This is a genomic window from Pseudoalteromonas sp. GCY, from assembly GCF_016695175.1.
GTDB lineage: Bacteria > Pseudomonadota > Gammaproteobacteria > Enterobacterales > Alteromonadaceae > Pseudoalteromonas.
This window is the reverse complement of sequence record NZ_CP068023.1, coordinates 3,038,928-3,057,997: the sequence shown is the minus strand read 5'-3', so window position 1 is coordinate 3,057,997 and position 19,070 is coordinate 3,038,928. Positions and strand designations below refer to the sequence as shown.

17 protein-coding genes and 5 tRNA genes are annotated in these 19,070 nt (G+C 42.9%); 19 read left to right on the top strand and 3 right to left on the bottom strand.

What is annotated here, in order from left to right:
• Positions 1-513 precede the first annotated feature (513 nt).
• From JJQ94_RS19060 to JJQ94_RS19050, 3 genes are all read left to right on the top strand, one after another.
• Positions 514-966, top strand: a complete 453-nt coding sequence (locus JJQ94_RS19060; protein ID WP_099030191.1) for a hypothetical protein — start codon at positions 514-516, stop codon at positions 964-966.
• A 121-nt stretch (positions 967-1,087) separates the two neighbouring features.
• On the top strand, positions 1,088-2,044 hold the full coding sequence (locus tag JJQ94_RS19055) for a glycerophosphodiester phosphodiesterase family protein (RefSeq protein WP_099030192.1): 957 nt from the start codon (positions 1,088-1,090) through the stop codon (positions 2,042-2,044).
• Between the two features lie 127 nt (positions 2,045-2,171).
• Positions 2,172-2,651, top strand: a complete 480-nt coding sequence (locus JJQ94_RS19050) for a hypothetical protein (RefSeq protein WP_099030193.1) — start codon at positions 2,172-2,174, stop codon at positions 2,649-2,651.
• Positions 2,652-2,733: 82 nt separating this feature from the next.
• Here the strand turns inward: JJQ94_RS19050 and srmB are convergent, their stop codons facing one another.
• On the bottom strand, positions 2,734-3,960 hold the full coding sequence (gene srmB, locus JJQ94_RS19045; protein WP_010606189.1) for an ATP-dependent RNA helicase SrmB: 1,227 nt from the start codon (positions 3,958-3,960) through the stop codon (positions 2,734-2,736).
• Between the two features lie 67 nt (positions 3,961-4,027).
• On the opposite strand from srmB, the gene JJQ94_RS19040 reads away from it, so the two are divergent.
• The 3 genes from JJQ94_RS19040 to JJQ94_RS24245 all read left to right on the top strand — a co-directional run bounded on the left by JJQ94_RS19040 (position 4,028) and on the right by JJQ94_RS24245 (position 6,460).
• Positions 4,028-4,732, top strand: a complete 705-nt coding sequence (locus JJQ94_RS19040; RefSeq protein WP_099030194.1) for a tRNA1(Val) (adenine(37)-N6)-methyltransferase — start codon at positions 4,028-4,030, stop codon at positions 4,730-4,732.
• A 129-nt stretch (positions 4,733-4,861) separates the two neighbouring features.
• Complete coding sequence (locus JJQ94_RS19035) at positions 4,862-6,154, top strand: GAF domain-containing sensor histidine kinase (RefSeq protein WP_236596521.1); 1,293 nt, start codon at positions 4,862-4,864, stop codon at positions 6,152-6,154.
• A gap of 3 nt (positions 6,155-6,157) precedes the next feature.
• Positions 6,158-6,460, top strand: a complete 303-nt coding sequence (locus tag JJQ94_RS24245; RefSeq protein WP_330873194.1) for a response regulator — start codon at positions 6,158-6,160, stop codon at positions 6,458-6,460.
• Between the two features lie 49 nt (positions 6,461-6,509).
• Here the strand turns inward: JJQ94_RS24245 and fldB are convergent, their stop codons facing one another.
• The gene (fldB, locus tag JJQ94_RS19030; protein ID WP_010375981.1) at positions 6,510-7,034 is read right to left on the bottom strand and encodes a flavodoxin FldB; all 525 of its coding nucleotides are present in this window, start codon (positions 7,032-7,034) and stop codon (positions 6,510-6,512) included.
• A gap of 80 nt (positions 7,035-7,114) precedes the next feature.
• Between fldB and xerD the strand changes: the two genes are divergently transcribed.
• The 12 genes from xerD to JJQ94_RS18970 all read left to right on the top strand — a co-directional run bounded on the left by xerD (position 7,115) and on the right by JJQ94_RS18970 (position 16,566).
• Positions 7,115-8,038 (top strand): site-specific tyrosine recombinase XerD, encoded by a 924-nt coding sequence (gene xerD / locus JJQ94_RS19025; RefSeq protein ID WP_099030195.1) that lies wholly within the window; start codon positions 7,115-7,117, stop codon positions 8,036-8,038.
• Positions 8,039-8,136: 98 nt separating this feature from the next.
• Positions 8,137-8,874, top strand: coding sequence for a bifunctional protein-disulfide isomerase/oxidoreductase DsbC (dsbC, locus tag JJQ94_RS19020; protein WP_099030196.1), 738 nt, complete (start codon positions 8,137-8,139; stop codon positions 8,872-8,874).
• A gap of 101 nt (positions 8,875-8,975) precedes the next feature.
• Positions 8,976-10,706: a single-stranded-DNA-specific exonuclease RecJ gene (gene recJ, locus JJQ94_RS19015; RefSeq protein ID WP_099030197.1), complete on the top strand. Its 1,731-nt coding sequence runs from the start codon at positions 8,976-8,978 to the stop codon at positions 10,704-10,706.
• A gap of 172 nt (positions 10,707-10,878) precedes the next feature.
• Positions 10,879-11,977, top strand: a protein-coding gene (prfB, locus tag JJQ94_RS19010; protein ID WP_099030198.1) for a peptide chain release factor 2 whose coding sequence is annotated in 2 segments (ribosomal slippage) — positions 10,879-10,953 and positions 10,955-11,977 — 1,098 coding nt in all. Because the reading frame shifts where the segments join, the coding sequence is not laid out codon by codon here.
• A 27-nt stretch (positions 11,978-12,004) separates the two neighbouring features.
• Positions 12,005-13,555 carry a lysine--tRNA ligase gene (lysS, locus tag JJQ94_RS19005; protein WP_099030199.1) on the top strand — a complete coding sequence of 517 codons (1,551 nt, stop codon included), beginning with the start codon at positions 12,005-12,007 and terminating at the stop codon, positions 13,553-13,555.
• A gap of 238 nt (positions 13,556-13,793) precedes the next feature.
• Entirely contained in the window at positions 13,794-13,976 is a 183-nt protein-coding gene (locus tag JJQ94_RS19000; protein ID WP_099030200.1) for a hypothetical protein, read from the top strand.
• Between the two features lie 119 nt (positions 13,977-14,095).
• Positions 14,096-14,188 (top strand) — tRNA-Ser (locus JJQ94_RS18995).
• 22 nt (positions 14,189-14,210) lie between these two features.
• Positions 14,211-14,287, top strand: a tRNA-Arg gene (locus JJQ94_RS18990).
• Positions 14,288-14,508: 221 nt separating this feature from the next.
• A tRNA-Arg gene (locus tag JJQ94_RS18985) sits at positions 14,509-14,585 on the top strand.
• 137 nt (positions 14,586-14,722) lie between these two features.
• Positions 14,723-14,799: transfer RNA gene (locus JJQ94_RS18980), tRNA-Arg, on the top strand.
• Positions 14,800-14,937: 138 nt separating this feature from the next.
• Positions 14,938-15,014: transfer RNA gene (locus tag JJQ94_RS18975), tRNA-Arg, on the top strand.
• 391 nt (positions 15,015-15,405) lie between these two features.
• Entirely contained in the window at positions 15,406-16,566 is a 1,161-nt protein-coding gene (locus tag JJQ94_RS18970; RefSeq protein WP_099031827.1) for an exo-beta-N-acetylmuramidase NamZ family protein, read from the top strand.
• 55 nt (positions 16,567-16,621) lie between these two features.
• Here JJQ94_RS18970 and JJQ94_RS18965 read toward each other — a convergent pair whose 3' ends face one another.
• Positions 16,622-17,470: a MurR/RpiR family transcriptional regulator gene (locus JJQ94_RS18965; RefSeq protein WP_099031826.1), complete on the bottom strand. Its 849-nt coding sequence runs from the start codon at positions 17,468-17,470 to the stop codon at positions 16,622-16,624.
• 212 nt (positions 17,471-17,682) lie between these two features.
• On the opposite strand from JJQ94_RS18965, the gene JJQ94_RS18960 reads away from it, so the two are divergent.
• Positions 17,683-19,059 carry a Na+/H+ antiporter NhaC family protein gene (locus tag JJQ94_RS18960; RefSeq protein ID WP_099031825.1) on the top strand — a complete coding sequence of 459 codons (1,377 nt, stop codon included), beginning with the start codon at positions 17,683-17,685 and terminating at the stop codon, positions 19,057-19,059.
• Positions 19,060-19,070 lie beyond the last annotated feature (11 nt).

Below are 19,070 nucleotides of genomic sequence, written 5' to 3'. Positions count from 1 at the left end.
CCATCACACCCGAAAAACATAAGCTGATATGCAATGTGCCGACAGGATGTCGGTCAAGTCTTGTCTGGCATAGGGATGTGCCTTACAAGGCGGTTGCATTATATCGGCTTAGGGTTTGAGGATTGAGTGTGATGCTGGGGCGACGTTTTCTTGGTTCGCTCGATCGCGTCGTTTCAAAAGAATGAACGAGAAGCGCATGGATGCGCTTTGATATTAGCCAAGGAGGGTATGTTTGATTATGGCTGCTTTGTAAAATCAAGTAGTTAACCTGCTTAATTGCTCAGGCTAGCGGCCTCTATATGCGTAAAAAATATAATTGCTTATTAAGGCAAATTTAGGTGTAATGAATACATAATAAGCGCTGAGTAATAATGCAGGGAAAGCTTACATATGATTACACTAACTAGGGAAGTGAGTGCCTCCAAAAAGCCTATTTTTTCTAAGTAAGCCATAGCATAAACAACACCAACTTTGACACATCGAGCGGGTAACGGCTCAGTCCAACAAACGATTATGCAACACAAACTTGCGTGCCGCATAAATACTAAAATGTTAGGTGCTAAATTGATTTCGAGTCCACGTATAGAATTTTTTACTTGGTTAAGTGCTGGGATTGCAGCAACATCACTTGCTTTACTGATTTTTATACCTAGCCTCAACGAGGTAAACGTATACGCTAAAATGGTTTCTCTAATTGCATTTATAGTTTCACTAACATTTTCTGTTGGTTCGCTATCCATACTTAAAGAAATGATAGTTTTTAGTAATGAAAGCAACGACAAAGCAACATCAATTCACCACTTTGTTCTATTTGTTGCCTTGTTAAGCTATTTAATTGGTTTTGGGGCTTACTTTTATAGCTTATCTCCAATATACACGTATATATTTACTGGTGCCTTTATAGTTGCTTTAATATTTTTTAAAAAGGCACAAAGCGCGATAATCGCACTTAACAAGGCAAATTAAAAAGTGCGGACAAAAAACAGTTGACTTTGTTCGTGCCTCACAAATTTTAGCCAACTATTTTTAGCCGTTTATTTGCGGCGTTAGCTTTTCATCGACCATCGACCAAGGAATCAGGCAATAAATGTTTATAAAAATAATTAAGACGTTTTTGATCGCACTGTCTTGCATAATCACACTAGGAGTTGTTAACGCTTATATGTTCGTTCCTGACCTTCAGCGACATGGCGAGATCGTGGCCTATCGAGGAGGCGGAAGTGCAGTTAACTATGAAAAATTAAAAAAAACTGGCTGTACCGCCCTTTCAATAAAAGCGTCAAACATCAATTCTGTTGAGAACACACTAGAAGCAGTGGCTTCTTCCGTTGCAGCCGGAGCTAACGTAATTCATCTAAATGTTCATAGAACTCGTGATGACCAACTGGTTGTCTTTCATGACTGGACGTTAGATTGTGCTACAAACGGGTCTGGGCCGGTACATAAAACATCGTTTGAGCAGTTGAAAAGTGTTGATGCAGGATATGGATATACGTTTGATGATGGTGCGACTTTCCCATTTAGAGGAAAAGGTTTTAGGATTTCCAAGTTAGAGGCGTTTTACGAACGGTATCCAAAGCATGAGTTTTGGTTAAACCTAAAGAGTAACGACATACGTTCATTCGAAACTCTATATGAGTATCTAGCTGGAAAAAAATCTAACCATATTGTAATTACCTCTTCAAAAGGTATGGATTGGTTTCGAAACAAGGATTCGTCTTTACGGTTAGCAAGCGTTGGTAGTGTAAAGAGTTGCGGAATAGATTATCTTTTAGTTGGATGGGCGGGATTAGTTCCTGAGTCCTGTAGGAACACCATTCTTTTTATACCTCCCTCGATGACAAAGTATTTTTGGGGCTATCCTGAGCGCCTCGCATCAAGATTGCAGAGCTATGGTTCGGATGTTTATCTTTGGTCCCGACATGAATCGATTACCCAATCCTACTCTGATGTAGTCGCATCGGGTATTGGAGTTATCACTAGTGATCTTGATTTTATTCGTGCAGCACAAGCTAACAAACGCATCAATCAGGACGCTCGCTAACTCGCGCTACGCGAGCGTTATAAATACTTTCAGACACTGTGCGTAAATACATTAGGGGATAAATATCCCAGGTTTAATCGGCGTAAATACTAAAGTCTTAGACTTTTTAACAACAAAAAGGATCACTATGAAAATCAAACAGCATTTCACAAAATTATTATTACTATCGGCATTTTTTAGCTCTGGTATTTATGCAAACGAGAGGACTGTCGAGTTTTCAGTGCCTGGAAATCAGTATTGTGATGCGAATCATGTGACTGAGCTATCACTGGTAGTATCAAATTTAAGCGATGTTGAAACAACAATAAAATTAGATCTATACACAATCAAAGGCACTCCTTTGATACATGGAGGAACAGCTAATAACGGTGTGGAATCTGAGCTTACAACAGGACAGGAGCTGGTATTAAGTGGTCGAGCAACTACAACTTACCACATTCCATTTGGTAAAGGGAATGTTGCATGTTCCTCTAGAATTTACCACGGGAAAATAACAGTATCCAGTCTTAATGGTAGAGTCATTGCTTCTGGCTTTATTTCAGGTAGAAATAAAGAGCTCTTCCGAAGTTCTGCGCCAATTATAATTAACGGCGGCAACGCGTTTTAAAATCGAACAATCGCATTTGTCCAGATTAGCTCTTGCCCAAATTAACATAAAAAAACCAGCGTACTGACGCTGGTTTTTTGGGTTACTTTTTCTTTTTAACCTTGGCGGCTTTCTTTTTCGCCTTGATTTTCACCGGATCTTTTTTCTTCTTCGGTGCTTTTGCTTCTTTATGTTTAGGTTCAAGGCCTTTAATTACTCGGCGCTTAAGTTTTTGGTCGGTGTAACGCTCAACCTTCCCTAAAATTTCAACATCGTGGGCTTCAACCAAAGAAACCGCGGTGCCTTTTTTACCAGCGCGGCCTGTACGACCGATGCGGTGTACATAAATATCTGCGGTGCGCGGCATATCAAAGTTAAATACGTGGCTGATATCCGCAACGTCGATACCACGGGCTGCAACATCTGTTGCCACTAAGATATTCGTCTTACCACTGTGAAAACTTGCCATCGCAGCCATGCGTTTGTCTTGTGGCATTTCACCACGCAGCCAAGTGGTTTTAATGCCTTTAGCAAATAGCTCGCCAACGAGTGTTTCTAGGCGTTCACGCGTTTTTACGAAGATAACCGCTTTGGTTACTTCTTCGTCATCTAGTAGTTGTGCGAGCAAATTGACTTTGTGCTCGTAGTTATCTGCAAGATGAACCCACTGATGGATTTTACCTTTTTCTTTACGTGATGGAGTGGCTTCAAGTAGTGCTGGGTCTTGCAATATACGCTCAGCAAACTTCTCAACGCTTTCGCCCTCAAGGGTTGCAGAGAACAAAAAGCACTGACGACGGTTAACCGCTTCAGAGCAAATACGTAGCATTTCTTTTCGAAAGCCCATGTCTAGCATGCGGTCGGCTTCATCTAAGATCAGTAGCTCAACGTTTTCTGCGTGGAAGTTCTCGGTTTCAAGATATTCCATCAAACGACCTGGCGTTGCGATAAGGATATCATTGTTCTTTTCGAAGATTTCTTTGTGACTGCCGTAATTAATACCGCCAGTTACCACGCCTATTTTAAGATTAACACCTGCGGCAAGGAGTTCACATTGCTCGTGTATTTGATAGGCAAGTTCACGCGTTGGCGTCATGATAAGTACGCGGGCAAAGCCTGGCTCTTTGCGAGGGAAATCAAGCAAATACTGAATCGCAGGGATCAAGAATGCAGCGGTTTTACCCGTACCGGTTGGTGCGCTGGCGAGAATATCTCGGCCAATTAGCGCTTCAGGAATAGCCATCTGTTGAATGCTGGTGGGAGTATCGAAACCCATTTTTTTAATCGCACTAATCAGCTTGCTGTCTAAATCAAATTCAGTAAATTGCATATTGCATCACAAATAAAGGACAATAGCGGAATTATACGTTGCTATTGCATTTTCTCAAAGGTATAGGATGTCTCAGTTTGCATTTAAACAATTTTCGGTGACCCAGCATCATGCGGCAATGAAGGTTTCGACGGATGGTATTTTGCTTGGCGCGTGGGTTCCACTCGCTGAAGCCAGCCGGATTGTTGATGTCGGAACGGGAACTGGGCTTATCGCATTGATGTGTAAACAGCGAAGTCCAATGAGCACAGTCCATGCGGTTGAGATTGATGACGATGCGTTAAAGGATGCAGAATTTAATATCAAGCATAGCCCGTGGCCTGATATTGAGCTGCATCGCTGTGCAATACAAAAGTTTGATAGCGAGCTGCGCTTTGACCTCATGGTATCAAACCCACCTTACTTCAACGCGAGCTTGAAAGGAGAAAATCAAGCGAGAAATAGAGCGAGACACACGGACAGCCTAAGTTTTGATGCGTTGCTTGATGCCTTCGAAAAGTTTACGACGGATGCTGGGCAACTTGCGGTAATTTTACCCTATCAAGAGAGCTTGCTTTTTTGTCAGCTTGCTAAAGCGCGAAATTGGTTTCTTGTTTCAAGCTGTGCGATTAAAACTACCCCGAGTAAATCTTACTCTCGCAGATTGCTACTGTTCGCCAAACAAAACATAGCACAACCAAGTCATGATCAGTCGTTGGTGATATACGATGTAGATAACCAATATACGAATGATTTTGTTTCTTTATGTCATGAGTTTTACCTAAAAATGTGATGGATATTTTTTGCTCGTATCGTAATTTATCTTCTACACTTTAGCTGAGAAATAGTCAGAATCATCGTGTCAAAAGTGCAGTCTGATTTACGTGTACTTAGCTGGTTTAATTCGCTTGTGTAGGTGTTCATGAAAAAGGCCGAGATCCCAAATAACGAAGAAAATCGTCTCAAAGCACTGCGCGAATATAAGGTATTGGATACAGCTGCCGAAGCAAATCTTGATGAAATTACGCAGCTTGTGTCAGAGATCTGTGAAACGCCTATCGCGCTTATTAGCTTGATAGACACAAATCGCCAATGGTTTAAGTCTAAAGTGGGGCTGGAGGTGGATGAAACCCATCGAGATATCTCCTTTTGCTCCCACGCTATTTTGCAAGAAGATGTATTTGAGGTGCAAGACGCCCTAGAAGATGAGCGCTTTTTTGACAATCCACTGGTTACTGGTGGTCCGAAAATCCGCCATTATTCCGGTGCACCGCTGATTAGCTCAGGTGGTTATAAGGTAGGCACTATTTGTGCTGTCAGTGATAAGCCTAAAAAACTCACCGATTTGCAAAGAAAAACACTTGTCACCTTGGGTCGTCAGGTAATTCGGCAACTCGAACTGCGCAGAGAAGTAAACGTACTTAAGCTGCTTAATGATTCCAAAGACAATTTCTTATCTGATATCAGCCATGAGTTACACACCCAACTTAATGCCATCATTGGTTTTAATGATGTAGTACTCAACTCAGCTGAAGCAGAAGGGTTTTCTGAATCTACGACAAGCTACCTGCAAAATATAGAAACAGGAGGGAGTAAACTGCTTACTGTCATTGATTCTGTTTTAGAGCTTGAGCTCATTGAAGGTGAAAAAGTTCAGTTTGAACCCATTCTTTGTTCATTATCCGATTTACTCAAGCAGTCAGTTGCTCGCTTTGCTACTGAGGCAAAACAACACGATATTACTATTACGCACTCTATTGCTGGCGGCTATAAAGGTGAGGCTTTGATGCTCGATAAGGATAAAGTGTCGCGCGTCATAGAGACTTTACTCGACACTGCAATTCAGAGCAGCGAGGCTGGGCAAGAAGTGGTGCTCAGAGCATATGTCATTGGTAATGAAATACAGTTTATTGTAAAAGACAGTGGTAAAGGCCTTTCGGCGCTTGAGCAAAGTAATCTATTTGACCGCTTTAGCATGTTTGAGGGTAGAGGAAACTTAGGGGTTGGATTAAGCCTATGTGTGACTAAAGCACTTATTGATATTATGGGGGGGCGGATCAGCGTTTCCAGCCAAGAGGGCGAGGGGACTGAGGTGGTGTTTATTATTCCGTGCAAAAGCGAAAGTGGAGTCAAAGTCGCTTCGCCACCAAAAACAGAGCATATCGCCATTTTCTATCATCAGATTGGTGTAATAGAAGACAATCCGCTTAATTAACTACTGATCACTGCTATACTCGACAAACTTAGTTGTAGTTATGATATTTTCGAATCTGCTGAAGCCTATTTTGAAGTGGCAAAAGAAAAACACTTTGACATCATTTTTATGGATGTGAATCTTCCGGGTATGAGTGGTACAGAGGCTGCACATTTAATCAAACAAGAAAATTCAAGGTTACCGATCTTGGCGATAACCGCTGATATTTTTTTAACTCAAGCTCAAAATGAAGTTTTCGATAATGTGATCCATAAACCGTATAAGCTATCACAAATCGAGGCCGCATTGAGCCAGTTTTACAGCTGATACTAGGGGTGGGCGTTAACACTTTGGATTAGTGCTAACGCTTACTGCGCTAAACATCTAATTCGGCGTATTCCGTCATTATTTGCTCTATCCAAGTTGCGATACGCTCGTCGCTTTTGTCGTATTGACTGTCTTCATCTAGTGCCAGACCAACAAACTGACTTTTATCTTCGGTCAGTGCTTTTGACGCTTCAAATTCATAGTCGTCTGAATTTGGCCAGTAGCCTAAAAAGGTGACGCCTTGAGGGGCAATTTTTTCATGTAGCATGCCGAGTGCATCTTGAAACCATTCACCATAACCTTGTTGGTCACCCATGCCGAATAGCGCTATGACTTTGTTGCTCAGATCAACGCTGTCTATATCGTCCCAGTGAGACTCCCAGTCTTCCTGAAGTTCGCCGAAGTCCCATGTTGAGATACCAAAAATGAGAAAGTCAAACTGCTCAGCTTGTTTTAGCGGCTCGTCCTTAATATTAAATAAGGTAATTGTGTCTTTGCCGATGATTTCTTGAATCTTTTCTGCGGCCATTTCTGTGTAACATGTTGTCGAGCCGTAAAATAACCCAATTTGCATTGTATTTATCACTTTCAATTTGACTGGTATTATAGGTGGCAAGTCTACATCATGACGTTAATAATTAATACAGGTACTCTGTGAGCGAACACCAAGCAACTTCCCATACACTGTCCGATCTGCAATATATAGAAGCCTTTTTAGATGCGCTATTTTTGGAGCAAGGGCTCAGTGAAAATACCATTGCAGCCTATCGCAGCGACCTTGAAAAGTTTCTCTTATTTATAAAAGCAGAAACCTCGGTGTCTTCTTTACTGGCGATCACAAGCCAGGACGTCGAGGCTTATTTGGCACACAGAATAGACAAGGGCTTAAAAGCAAAGAGTAACGCGCGAGCCATCAGTGCATTAAAGAGATTTTATTTATATTGGTTGCGAGAAAAACAAATCGCGCAGTCTCCACTGGATACTATTGCGCAACCTAAAACAACACCGTCGCTGCCAAAAACCTTGTCAGAGCAAGAAGTTGAGGCCTTGTTAAATGCTCCTGATTGTGACGACCCGATGGGACTGAGAGATAAGGCAATGCTCGAACTCTTGTATGCCACGGGGTTGCGCGTGACTGAGTTAGTCGGGCTAAGAATGGAGCAAGTCAACATGAGACAAGCTGTTGTACTTGTGCGTGGTAAGGGAGGCAAGGAGCGCTTAGTGCCTATGGGTGAAGAAGCATTGCATTGGATTGAACAATTTCTCAAAAAAGGGCGGGGCTTAATGATCAAGCATGCTACCGATTTTGTCTTTCCATCCAAGCGCGGTATAGGTATGACGCGACAAACTTTTTGGCATCGCATAAAACACTATGCTATTTTGGCAGACGTTAAGTCGCCGTTATCGCCACATACGCTACGTCATGCTTTTGCAACACATTTATTGAATCATGGCGCTGACTTGCGAGTTGTGCAAATGATGCTTGGCCATAGCGACTTGTCGACGACTCAAATTTATACACATGTTGCCAGTGAACGTTTAAAAACATTGCACCAGCAGCATCACCCAAGAGCTTAATTTTTGTTGCTTGGGAATTATTTATGGTTACTCCGGTCTTAGTGAGTAGCACAAAGGGGCGTGTGATCCCCTCAAATAACAGGTTTAGAGAGAACATAATGAAAAAACTAATAGTTGCCGCTTCACTGGCATTGAGCTTTGGCGCTTTCGCTGAGCAAGTTGAGGGTCCTGTCACACCAACAGCACAAGTAGACCCAATTACGACGCAATTTAGCGGATTAGGTATAACGGTTAAGCAAATCAAAGATAGTCCGCTTGCTGGCTTAAAAACAGTGATCACAGATAAAGGGGTACTGTATTCAAGTGCTGATGGTAAATATCTAATTCAGGGAACTATGATTGATCTTGATAACCGTCGTAATATTACCGAAGACGCGTTGAGCGATGTGCGCAAGAAAGGCATTGCAGAGTACGAAGACTCAATGATTGTCTATAAAGCGGAAAATGAAAAACATCAAATCACGGTATTTACAGACATTACTTGTGGCTACTGCCGCAAACTTCACCGTGAACTAGAAGATTACTTAGCAGCTGGTATTACCGTGAAATACCTAGCTTTCCCACGTGGTGGTTTGCGTGGTTCAGGCTATGAAGATTTGAAAAACGTATGGTGTGCAAAAGATGCTGCAGCTGCACTTACTGAGGCGAAAGCCGGTGGTGAAGTGAAACCAGTTGAAAACTGCCAAGCGCCAGTAGCCGAGCACTATCAACTTGGGCAAAGTTTTGGCATTTCAGGAACACCAGCGATCATTCTTGAAGATGGTTCAATGATCCCAGGTTATCAACCTGCAGCAGCTATTGCACAAATGCTAGAAGCAAATAGCCCTAAGTCATAATGACTCACGCTTAGCGATGGAGTTCGCGTTGAGAACTCGATAAGATAGCAAGATAAAGAATATAAAAGGCCATTTTGGCCTTTTTTGTTTTGTGAAAAAATATGCATACAGAAATTAAACCAAGAGAGCGGGTTGATGACAGCCATTTACCGGCTTCACTGCATCCCGTGATCAAGCAGCTTTATGCTGCCAGAGGGGTTAAATCGGCCGTTGAGCTCGACAATAGCGCCGCAACCTTACACGATTTTAAATTATTTAAAGACATCGAACTTGCAAGCCAAATTCTGGCTGAAGCACTTTCTTTGCAACAACAAGTGTTGATTGTTGGCGACTTTGACGCCGATGGTGCAACGAGCACTGCCGTATTAATGGAGGGTCTACCTCAGTTTGGTTTTCAGCGTGTGGATTACCTCGTGCCGGATAGGTTTAGCTTGGGGTACGGCTTAAGCCCAGCATTGGCTGAGCAAATCGTCGCCATAAATCCTGATTTGGTGATCACCGTAGATAACGGTATTTCCTGTATTCGCGGTGTCGAAATCGTGAAACAAGCGGGTATAAAGGTGATTGTTACTGATCACCATTTACAAGGTGATGAGTTGCCGATTGCCGATGCGATTGTTAATCCAAATCGTGTTGACTGCGACTTTCCTTCGAAATCTATTGCGGGAGTTGGGGTTGCCTTTTATCTGCTGATAGCGCTGAGACATTACTTACGGGAGCAAAACTATTTTGTGGAGCAAAATGTCGCGATGCCAAATTTGGCGACATTATTAGATATTGTTGCCCTAGGAACTGTGGCTGACGTTGTGGCTTTGGATGCGAATAATCGCACTTTGGTACACCAAGGGCTCGCCCGGATCCGCAGTGGTCAAACGCGACCAGGGATCCAAGCGCTTATCGAGGTTTCTAACCGTGATAATGCAAGATTAAGTGCCAGTGATTTTGGCTTTGCGTTAGCGCCAAGACTCAATGCCGCGGGGCGTCTTGACGATATGAGTTTAGGTATTGCTTGTTTGTTATCGAAAGATATTAATCAAGCTCGCCGTATTGCGTCCGAGCTCGATAGTCTAAATATAGAACGACGCGAGATTGAGCAAAGTATGCAGCAAGAGGCGCAAGCCGTATTGGAGCGCTTGGTACTGAAAAGCCAAGAAGTACCAGATGCCTTGTGTTTGTATCAAGATGATTGGCATCAAGGCGTGATAGGTATTCTAGCGGGACGCTTGAAAGAAAAATATCACCGCCCGTGTATTATTTTTGCACAAGGCGATAACGGCGAGATAAAGGGCTCATGTCGTTCTATTGAAGGTCTACACATGCGCGACCTACTTGAGTCAATCAATACTCAGCATCCAGAATTAATTGTAAAGTTTGGTGGTCATGCGATGGCAGCTGGACTGACCATTTTAGAGTCTGAATTTGCTCGGTTTAAACAGGTATTTGAACAAAACGTCAGTGCGACGCTGAGCGAAGAAGCGAAGCAAAGCATTCTGTTGACGGATGGTGAACTGCCGGGCGATTGCTTTACCATGGATTTTGCTTTTGAGCTACAGCAGGCAGGTCCGTGGGGGCAGCAATTTAGTGAGCCGGTATTTCAGGATGTATTTGAGTTGGTGCAGCAACGTATTGTTGGTGACAAACATCTAAAACTTGTGCTTAAGCACCGCTCTGGTCGATTGGTTGATGCGATAGCATTTAACGTTGACGTTCGGGCTTGGCCAAATCTCCAGGCAACCCATGCTTTATTCGCCTATCAATTAGATATTAATGAGTTTCGTGGTAAATATAATTTGCAGCTCATTGTGCGTGAACTTCAGGCGCAACCGAATTAATAGAGATGTGAGTACAAGTTTGTTAAAAAACTCCCAAAATTCTCACTTTAAGGGATGCTAAGCGCGGTTATTATTTGATACTATTGGTCGCTTAAATCTATGGTCTGACCCGTTGTCAGACCTGTTTGTGTGAATTCACAAACCGACAAATTTAGTTCTGGAGTAATGGTAAATGTTTGAAGTGAATCCTGTGATTAACCAAATCAAGGAAATTCGCGAACGTACAGAGCTTCTTAGGGGGTATCTTTGACTACGCTCTAAAGCAAGAGCGTTTAGAAGAAGTTAATGCCGAATTAGAAGATCCCGCTGTATGGAATGAGCCGGAAAGAGCCCAAGCACTGGGCAAAGAAAAATCGAATTTAGAAGTGATTGTTGAAACCATCGACAATCTCGTGTCTGGTGCCGATGATGCAGAAGGTTTGGTTGAGCTTGCCGTAGAAGCCGAAGATGAAGAAACCTTCACTGAAGCAGAGCAAGAGGTCAACGGCCTTGTTGAGCAGCTGGAAAAACTAGAGTTTCGTCGTATGTTCTCAGGCGAGCAAGATGCCAACGATGCGTACATCGACTTACAGTCAGGCTCTGGCGGTACTGAAGCTCAAGACTGGTGTAACATGTTGCTGCGTATGTACTTGCGCTGGGCTGAGGCGAAAGGTTTTAAAGCCGAAATCGTTGAAGCGACAGACGGCGATGTTGCTGGTATTAAGGGCGCGACAGTTAAAGTCACGGGCGAATATGCTTACGGTTGGCTTCGTACAGAAACGGGCGTACACCGCTTAGTACGTAAGAGTCCTTTTGATTCAGGCGGCCGTCGTCATACTTCGTTTGCTTCTGTATTCGTTTACCCAGAAATTGATGACAATATCGAAATCGATATTAATCCTGCAGATCTTCGTATCGATGTATATCGTGCATCGGGCGCGGGTGGTCAGCACGTTAACCGTACAGAATCTGCGGTACGTATTACGCACTTACCAACCAATACGGTAGTGCAGTGTCAGAATGACCGTTCGCAGCACAAGAACAAAGACCAAGCGATGAAGCAGTTAAAGGCGAAATTGTTTGAACTTGAACTGCAAAAGCAAAACGCTGAAAAGCAAGCCCAAGAAGATGCAAAATCTGACATCGGTTGGGGCAGCCAAATCCGGTCATACGTGCTAGATGATTCACGTATTAAAGATTTGCGTACAGGTATTGAAAATCGCAATACCCAAGCCGTACTAGACGGCGATTTAGACAAATTTATCGAAGCAAGCCTGAAATCAGGCCTTTAATCCACAAGCTAAACTAAGAGCTAAACAATGACAGATCACAATCAAGACGAAAATAAACTTATTGCTGAGCGTCGTGGCAAGCTAGATGCGATCCGGGAAAATTGCCCTGCGAATGGCCACCCGAACTCATTCCGCCGCGAAGACTACACACAAGATCTACAAGCTAAGTTTGGTGATAAATCGAAGGAAGAGCTAGTAGAACTTGATCATCATGTTTCTGTTGCGGGTCGTCTGCTTGCGAAACGTGGTCCTTTCTTAGTGTTGCAAGACATGAAAGGTCGTATTCAGGCTTATGCTTCAAAAGACGTACAAAAAGACCTAAAAGAGAAGTATGGTCAATTAGATATCGGCGATATCGTTGGTGTTAAAGGTCCGCTTCATAAATCTGGTAAGGGTGATCTTTACGTCGACATGGTTGAGTATGAACTACTTACTAAGTCGCTACGTCCGCTACCTGAAAAGTTCCACGGTCTGACTGACCAAGAAGCAAAATACCGTCAGCGTTATGTTGATTTGATCACTAACATGGACACGCGCGAAACATTCCGTATTCGTTCAAAAGTGATTGAAGGTATTCGCCGTTTCTTAGCTGAGCGTGACTTTATGGAAGTGGAAACGCCGATGCTACAGGTTATTCCTGGTGGTGCGTCTGCACGTCCATTTGTAACGCATCACAATGCACTAGATATTGATATGTATCTACGTATCGCGCCTGAGCTATATCTTAAGCGTCTAGTGGTTGGTGGTTTTGAGCGTGTATTTGAAATCAACCGTAACTTCCGTAACGAAGGTCTATCTACGCGTCATAATCCAGAATTCACTATGATTGAGTTCTATCAAGCATACGCGGATTACAATGATTTGATGAACTTGACCGAAGACATGTTACGCACCGTGGCACAAGATGTGTTAGGCACTACTACAGTTGTTAATACTGTGAAAAATGCTGAAGGCGAAGTGACAGAGACGATTGAGTATGACTTTGGCAGTGCGTTCCAGCGTTTGTCTATGGCTGATGCTATTTTACAATATGGCCCAGATGCTGAAGCACAAGCTGAAATCTTTAAAGATCCAGAAAACCACTTTGAAGCACTAAAAGCATACGCTAAGAAAGTCCACGTTAAGATCCCTGAAAACTGTGTATGGGGCCCAGGTAAGTTCCTATGTGAAATCTTCGAAGAAGTCGCTGAACACAGACTTATCCAACCGACATTCATCACTGAATATCCTTGGGAAGTGTCTCCGCTGGCGCGTCGTAACGATGAAAATCCATTTATCACCGACCGCTTCGAGTTCTTCGTGGGTGGCCGTGAGCTTGCAAATGGTTTCTCTGAGCTTAATGACGCTGAAGACCAAGCTGCGCGCTTTGCTCGCCAAGTGGAAGAAAAAGATGCAGGTGACGATGAAGCAATGCACTACGATGCGGATTATATTCGTGCGCTAGAACATGGTTTACCACCAACAGCAGGTGAGGGGATTGGTATCGATCGCCTTGTGATGTTATTCACAGACTCACCGACTATTAAAGACGTTATCTTGTTCCCACACATGCGTCCTGAAGTGCAAGCTGAACAGTAAGTATTTTCACGTAATCTGAAAGTACATCTAGAAAAGCGCCTTATGGCGCTTTTCTGTTATTTTTGTAAGATAAATCTCACAGTATTTTTGAATACTTAGTCGTATTATGTAGTTATTGCCAACTCCTATTAATAATAAAAGTTGTTTCTCTTTTGAAACTAGATTATCCCAATTTCCTAACTAGTCTTTTTCAAGTTCTAATGCTGCGTTAAAAATAACGAATAGGGAATCCAATAAGATGAGCAATAATGAGTTTGAAAATGTCGATGAGCACGAGCAAGCGAGAATTTTATATTATCGGGCTTGTATCGCTGAGTTTCAGCAGCTTGGTTATCAAGAAGTATTTTTGGACGAAGTTTTGCGTCAACAGCGTGCATTAAGAAATACCTACAGCGATCCTAACCCCCTACAAAATGAGTAAAAATTGGCGTTAGTGCCGAGTAACTAAGCAGACTGCACAATCTATCACCATTCAGTGCTTTTTTACAAGAAAAGTATTTGACATATTTTTTCTAACCTATATTATACGCCCCACAAGACGGAGAGGTGGCCGAGTGGCCGAAGGCGCTCCCCTGCTAAGGGAGTATAGGGTTTGTAGCCCTATCGAGGGTTCGAATCCCTCCCTCTCCGCCATTTTTTAATGGTTGTCTTGTACGGACGCATAGCTCAGCTGGATAGAGTACCTGGCTACGAACCAGGCGGTCGGAGGTTCGAATCCTCCTGCGTCCGCCACTTTTCCTCAAGTGGTTAAATAATAAAGGTAGGAAACAGGCAGTTTGAGGTTCACCTTCACAAAATACGTCCTGCGTCCGCCACTTTTCCTCAAGTGGTTAAATAATAAAGGTAGGAAACAGGCAGTTGGAGGTTCACTCTCCACAATATATGTCCTGCGTCCAGCACTTTTCTTTAAGTGGTTAAATATAAAGAAAGTTGGAAAACTATACATTCATAACGGACGCATAGCTCAGCTGGATAGAGTACCTGGCTACGAACCAGGCGGTCGGAGGTTCGAATCCTCCTGCGTCCGCCACTTCTCCTTAAGTGGTTAAATAATAAAGGTAGGAAACAGGAAGTCGGAGGTTCACCTTCACAAAATACGTCCTGCGTCCGGCACTTTTCTTTAGGTGGTTAAATATAAAGGAAGTTGGAAAACTATACATTCATAACGGACGCATAGCTCAGCTGGATAGAGTACCTGGCTACGAACCAGGCGGTCGGAGGTTCGAATCCTCCTGCGTCCGCCACTTTTCCTTAAGTGGTTAAATAATAAAGGTAGGAAACAGGCAGTTGGAGGTTCACTCTCCACAATATATGTCCTGCGTCCAGCACTTTTCTTTAAGTGGTTAAATATAAAGAAAGTTGGAAAACTATACATTCATAACGGACGCATAGCTCAGCTGGATAGAGTACCTGGCTACGAACCAGGCGGTCGGAGGTTCGAATCCTCCTGCGTCCGCCACTTTTCCTTAAGTGGTTAAATAATAAAGGTAGGAAACAGGCAGTTGGAGGTTCACTCTCCACAATATATGTCCTGCGTCCAGCACTTTTCCTTAAGTGGTTAAATAATAAAGGTAGGAAACAGGGAGTTGGAGGTTCACTCTCCACAACACACGTCCTGCATCCGCCACTTTTCCTCAAGTGGTTAAATAAAGAGATAAACAAGCCGACGAAAGTCGGTTTTTTTGTGCCTAAATATCTCATGTAGGAGCAGGTTTACCCTGCGATCTGTTACGGAAGTTGAATACGACGACGCTCAGAGATTCACTACTGCATGATAAAACTCCCTAAACACTTTTCATTTTTTTTCTGACTGATACCCTAATCGCGTATTTATTTAGAGAAAGCGTTATATGTTTCAATCACTCAGAATTTTTTTATTGCTTGTTTTTTGTTGTGTTCCTTTAACCGTTGAAGCGCTTACCTTAGGCGTTGAGCGCGCAGATGAGTATTTACCTGTGTTAAAAGGTAAGCGCGTCGGATTAATCGTAAACCAAACATCCCGCATTGAAGACCAACACCTAGTTGATTACTTACTTAATAAAGAAGTGGATGTTAAAAAGGTCTTCGCACCGGAACACGGTTTTCGTGGTAATTATGATGCGGGTGCTAAAGTAGATGACGCAAAAGATGTGAAAACTGGGCTACCAATCATTTCGCTTTATGGCAGTAATAAAAAGCCAAAGCCTGAGCAGCTCAAAGATACTGATGTGCTTATTTTTGATATTCAAGATGTGGGGTTGCGCTTTTATACTTACATCAGCACTATGCACCTCGCGATGGAAGCCGCAGCCGATGCAAATATTGAATTTTGGGTTTTTGATAGGCCTAATCCAAATATTGCATATGTTGATGGCCCATTATTAGAAAAACCATTTCAATCTTTTGTTGGTATGCATCCCATTCCCGTATTGCATGGCATGACCGTTGGCGAACTGGCAACTATGATTAAAGGAGAGGGGTGGTTAACCTCGCTTAAAGCGCTACAGTTACGTGTATTTCCAATGCGAAATTATAGTGGTAGCACTGAATATCGATTGCCGATACCACCAAGTCCTAACCTGCCAAACCAACAAGCAATCTACTTGTATCCATCATTGTGCTTTTTTGAAGCGACACCTATTTCTGTTGGTCGTGGAACGGATTTTCCATTTCAAGTTTTTGGCTACCCAGATCCTAAATTGGGTGAGTTTCAGTTCACTCCTCGACCAGTGCTAGGTGCGGCTTCCAATCCTAAATTAAATGGTGTGACTGCGTTTGGTCAGGACTTAAGAAACAGCAATGTACGAGGTTTTGATCTAACTTGGTTTGTTGCTGCACACGCACAGTTCAAGCACGAGAATAAAGCGTTTTTTCAGTCCCCCGATTTTCTCGATAAGCTTGCAGGCACGGACAAAATCCGCAAAGCCATAGAGTCTGGCCAATCGGCATCAGAGTTGAGAAAACTGTGGCAGCAGGATGTACAAAATTTTTTAGAGCAGCGGAAAAAGTATTTATTATACCCAAGGCCGTAACGGGTTTTTGCTAGAGATAAACGGCAGCACGAGTCTGCCGTGAGTGGCTTAAGTCTTACTCGCTACGCAATACTTGCATGTTTTCATTGGCCTTATCCACGCGTTTTTGCCAATGCAGGTTTGATTGTGCAAGTGCCGTGAATAAAACATCAATAAGGTAGGCTTGAGAAGTACGAGACAGCATGCCTGAATGCTTAAGTGGCTCCCCTTCATTGATGCAATACAGTATCGCATCTGCCATTTCCGCGAGTGAGTGGCTACCATAACGTGAAATGGCGAGACATTTACAGCCATTATCCAATGCTTGATTAGTCAAGGTTAGCAAGCTTTTGCTGGATCCCGTATTGCTGATCACAATAAAAAGATCGTCTTTCCCCATCGTTGCAATAAAGCTAGAGGCGCTGATTTCATCAACCTGAGCAATTGCCGGAATACCAAGCTTTTGGAGTTTCCAAGTTAAATCTTGGGCCATAGTGAAGGTACTACCTAGTGCACACACAATGACTTTTCGTGCGTTCTTCACCAACTGAATTGCGTTCTCAAACTGTTTTGCTGAGTTAAGTTTTCGAGTTTCGGAAATAACATTTTGCTGTTTTAGTTGTAATTTATCTGCGATTAACTCGATGGAGTCATTACTGGAAATTAACTCATCAATTGGTGCGCTGGTATCTGTTTGCTCGTTGAGCGCATCAACAACGGCAAGTTTAAATGCTGGAAATCCTTTATAACCCAGCTTTTGGGCAAATTTTACGACGCTAGATTGGCTGACACCGGCTTCGCGTGCCAGCTCAACGGAGGAAAGCGCACGGATTTTATCGCCCGAGCTCAAGGTAAAGTCAGCAAGCTTTGCTTCACTATTTGATAGTGATGGACGAAGTGCTTTTATTTTGACAAATGTAGACATGCGATACTCAATCCGAACTAAATTAATCTGTCCATATTATAGGTTCAATTGGAACGTTACGATAGATCAAAAAGGAATATAATTGCACAAAACACACTCATTGTACCAGTATTGGGGTTAAATGTTGACTTAAATTTAATTTAGTCGCAAAGACTTGGTGTTTTAAACCGCTTAACTTAAGCTAAGTGTTTTGAATTTATAGATTAAACTATATGGCTTGGTACTCGATTTTGCCACCTTTGATTGCAATTGCAGTCGTGTTTTGGCGTAAAGAAGTGATTATCGCATTGATTTTAGCGCTAGTTTCTTCCGAATTTTTATTGGCTCTACATGGTCAGCAGTCACTAGTTGCCGGCACATTCGTAGGCAGTATTGAACGTGTTATTGAGGTTGCGACATCGGCAGGTAACAGCCGGATCTTGATTTTTAGTATAGTGATCGGTGCATTGCTCGCCTACATCAGAGAGTCAGGCGGAGTTGCTGCAACGGTGAATATGCTGCTTAATCGAGGCGTCGCTAAAAGTAAACGTCAGGTTGGCTTACTAACCATGTTTACTGGCGCGGCAGTGTTCATCGAATCAAATATGAGTGTACTAACCTCTGGTATTGTTGCGAGGGGACTATTTGATAAGTTCAAAATGAGTCGGGCTCGTTTGGCTTATATCATCGATAGCACTAGCGCTCCTGTATGTATTTTGATTTTACTTAATGGCTGGGGCGCTTATGTGCTTGGATTGCTGAGTAACTACGAACTTGAGCAGTCGGCAGTGAGTATTTTATGGGGTAGTGTTGCGTTCAATTTTTATGCGATTATTGCACTGTTAATTGTTCTCTATACGATAGTTTTTGATAAAGTTCATGGACCGATGAGGGCCGCAGAGCAAGAGTTAAAGCACCATACAGCTGAAATAAGTAGTGGGCCAAGTGCCACCAAATCGCGTTATATGCTGATCCCTTTGTTAACGCTGATTGTAAGTATGATTGGATTTATGTTTTGGACAGGCAATGGTGTATTGGCAAATGGTAGCGGCTCTAAGTCAGTACTTTATGCCACAATTTTAGCTTCAACCGTTGCGTACCTGCTGCTTTTAACTGGTAAGAGATTTAGTCATCACGAGCTAATGGATGTTGGCTTTAAGGGAATGGGGGAGCTGCTGCCATTGGTAAGCATTGTGTTACTCTCTTTAACTTTAGGTGCAAGTCTAAAAGAGTTGGGAACAGGGACTTTTGTTGCGTCTTTAGTTGGTGACTATCTGCCTATTTACTTGATAGTGCCTGTACTCTTTATAACTGGTGCAATCATGTCATTTACAACAGGTACATCATGGGGCACCTTCGCCATATTAATACCGATTGGTGTGCCACTTATTCAAGCGCTAGGCCTGCCACCATCGCTTGTGCTTGGCGCTATCTTAAGTGGCGGAATATTTGGTGATCACTGCTCGCCTATCTCTGATACCAGCGCGGTATCGGCACTGGCATCTGGATGTGACTTACTGACTCATGTTAAAACCCAGTTACCTTATGCATTGGTGGGTGGGGTATTAGCAATTATCTGCTTCTTTATTGCCAGCCTTATTATGATTTAAGAGTAAGCGCC

Excerpts from the sequence above, each read along its gene's own strand:
- JJQ94_RS19060 (WP_099030191.1), top strand. The coding sequence starts at position 514 with ATGCAACACAAACTTGCGTGCCGCATAAATACTAAAATGTTAGGTGCT.
- JJQ94_RS19055 (WP_099030192.1), top strand. The coding sequence starts at position 1,088 with ATGTTTATAAAAATAATTAAGACGTTTTTGATCGCACTGTCTTGCATA.
- JJQ94_RS19050 (WP_099030193.1), top strand. The coding sequence starts at position 2,172 with ATGAAAATCAAACAGCATTTCACAAAATTATTATTACTATCGGCATTT.
- srmB (WP_010606189.1), bottom strand. The coding sequence starts at position 3,960 with ATGCAATTTACTGAATTTGATTTAGACAGCAAGCTGATTAGTGCGATT.
- JJQ94_RS19040 (WP_099030194.1), top strand. The coding sequence starts at position 4,028 with ATGTCTCAGTTTGCATTTAAACAATTTTCGGTGACCCAGCATCATGCG.
- JJQ94_RS19035 (WP_236596521.1), top strand. The coding sequence starts at position 4,862 with ATGAAAAAGGCCGAGATCCCAAATAACGAAGAAAATCGTCTCAAAGCA.
- fldB (WP_010375981.1), bottom strand. The coding sequence starts at position 7,034 with ATGCAAATTGGGTTATTTTACGGCTCGACAACATGTTACACAGAAATG.
- dsbC (WP_099030196.1), top strand. The coding sequence starts at position 8,137 with ATGAAAAAACTAATAGTTGCCGCTTCACTGGCATTGAGCTTTGGCGCT.
- recJ (WP_099030197.1), top strand. The coding sequence starts at position 8,976 with ATGCATACAGAAATTAAACCAAGAGAGCGGGTTGATGACAGCCATTTA.
- lysS (WP_099030199.1), top strand. The coding sequence starts at position 12,005 with ATGACAGATCACAATCAAGACGAAAATAAACTTATTGCTGAGCGTCGT.
- JJQ94_RS19000 (WP_099030200.1), top strand. The coding sequence starts at position 13,794 with ATGAGCAATAATGAGTTTGAAAATGTCGATGAGCACGAGCAAGCGAGA.
- JJQ94_RS18970 (WP_099031827.1), top strand. The coding sequence starts at position 15,406 with ATGTTTCAATCACTCAGAATTTTTTTATTGCTTGTTTTTTGTTGTGTT.
- JJQ94_RS18965 (WP_099031826.1), bottom strand. The coding sequence starts at position 17,470 with ATGTCTACATTTGTCAAAATAAAAGCACTTCGTCCATCACTATCAAAT.
- JJQ94_RS18960 (WP_099031825.1), top strand. The coding sequence starts at position 17,683 with ATGGCTTGGTACTCGATTTTGCCACCTTTGATTGCAATTGCAGTCGTG.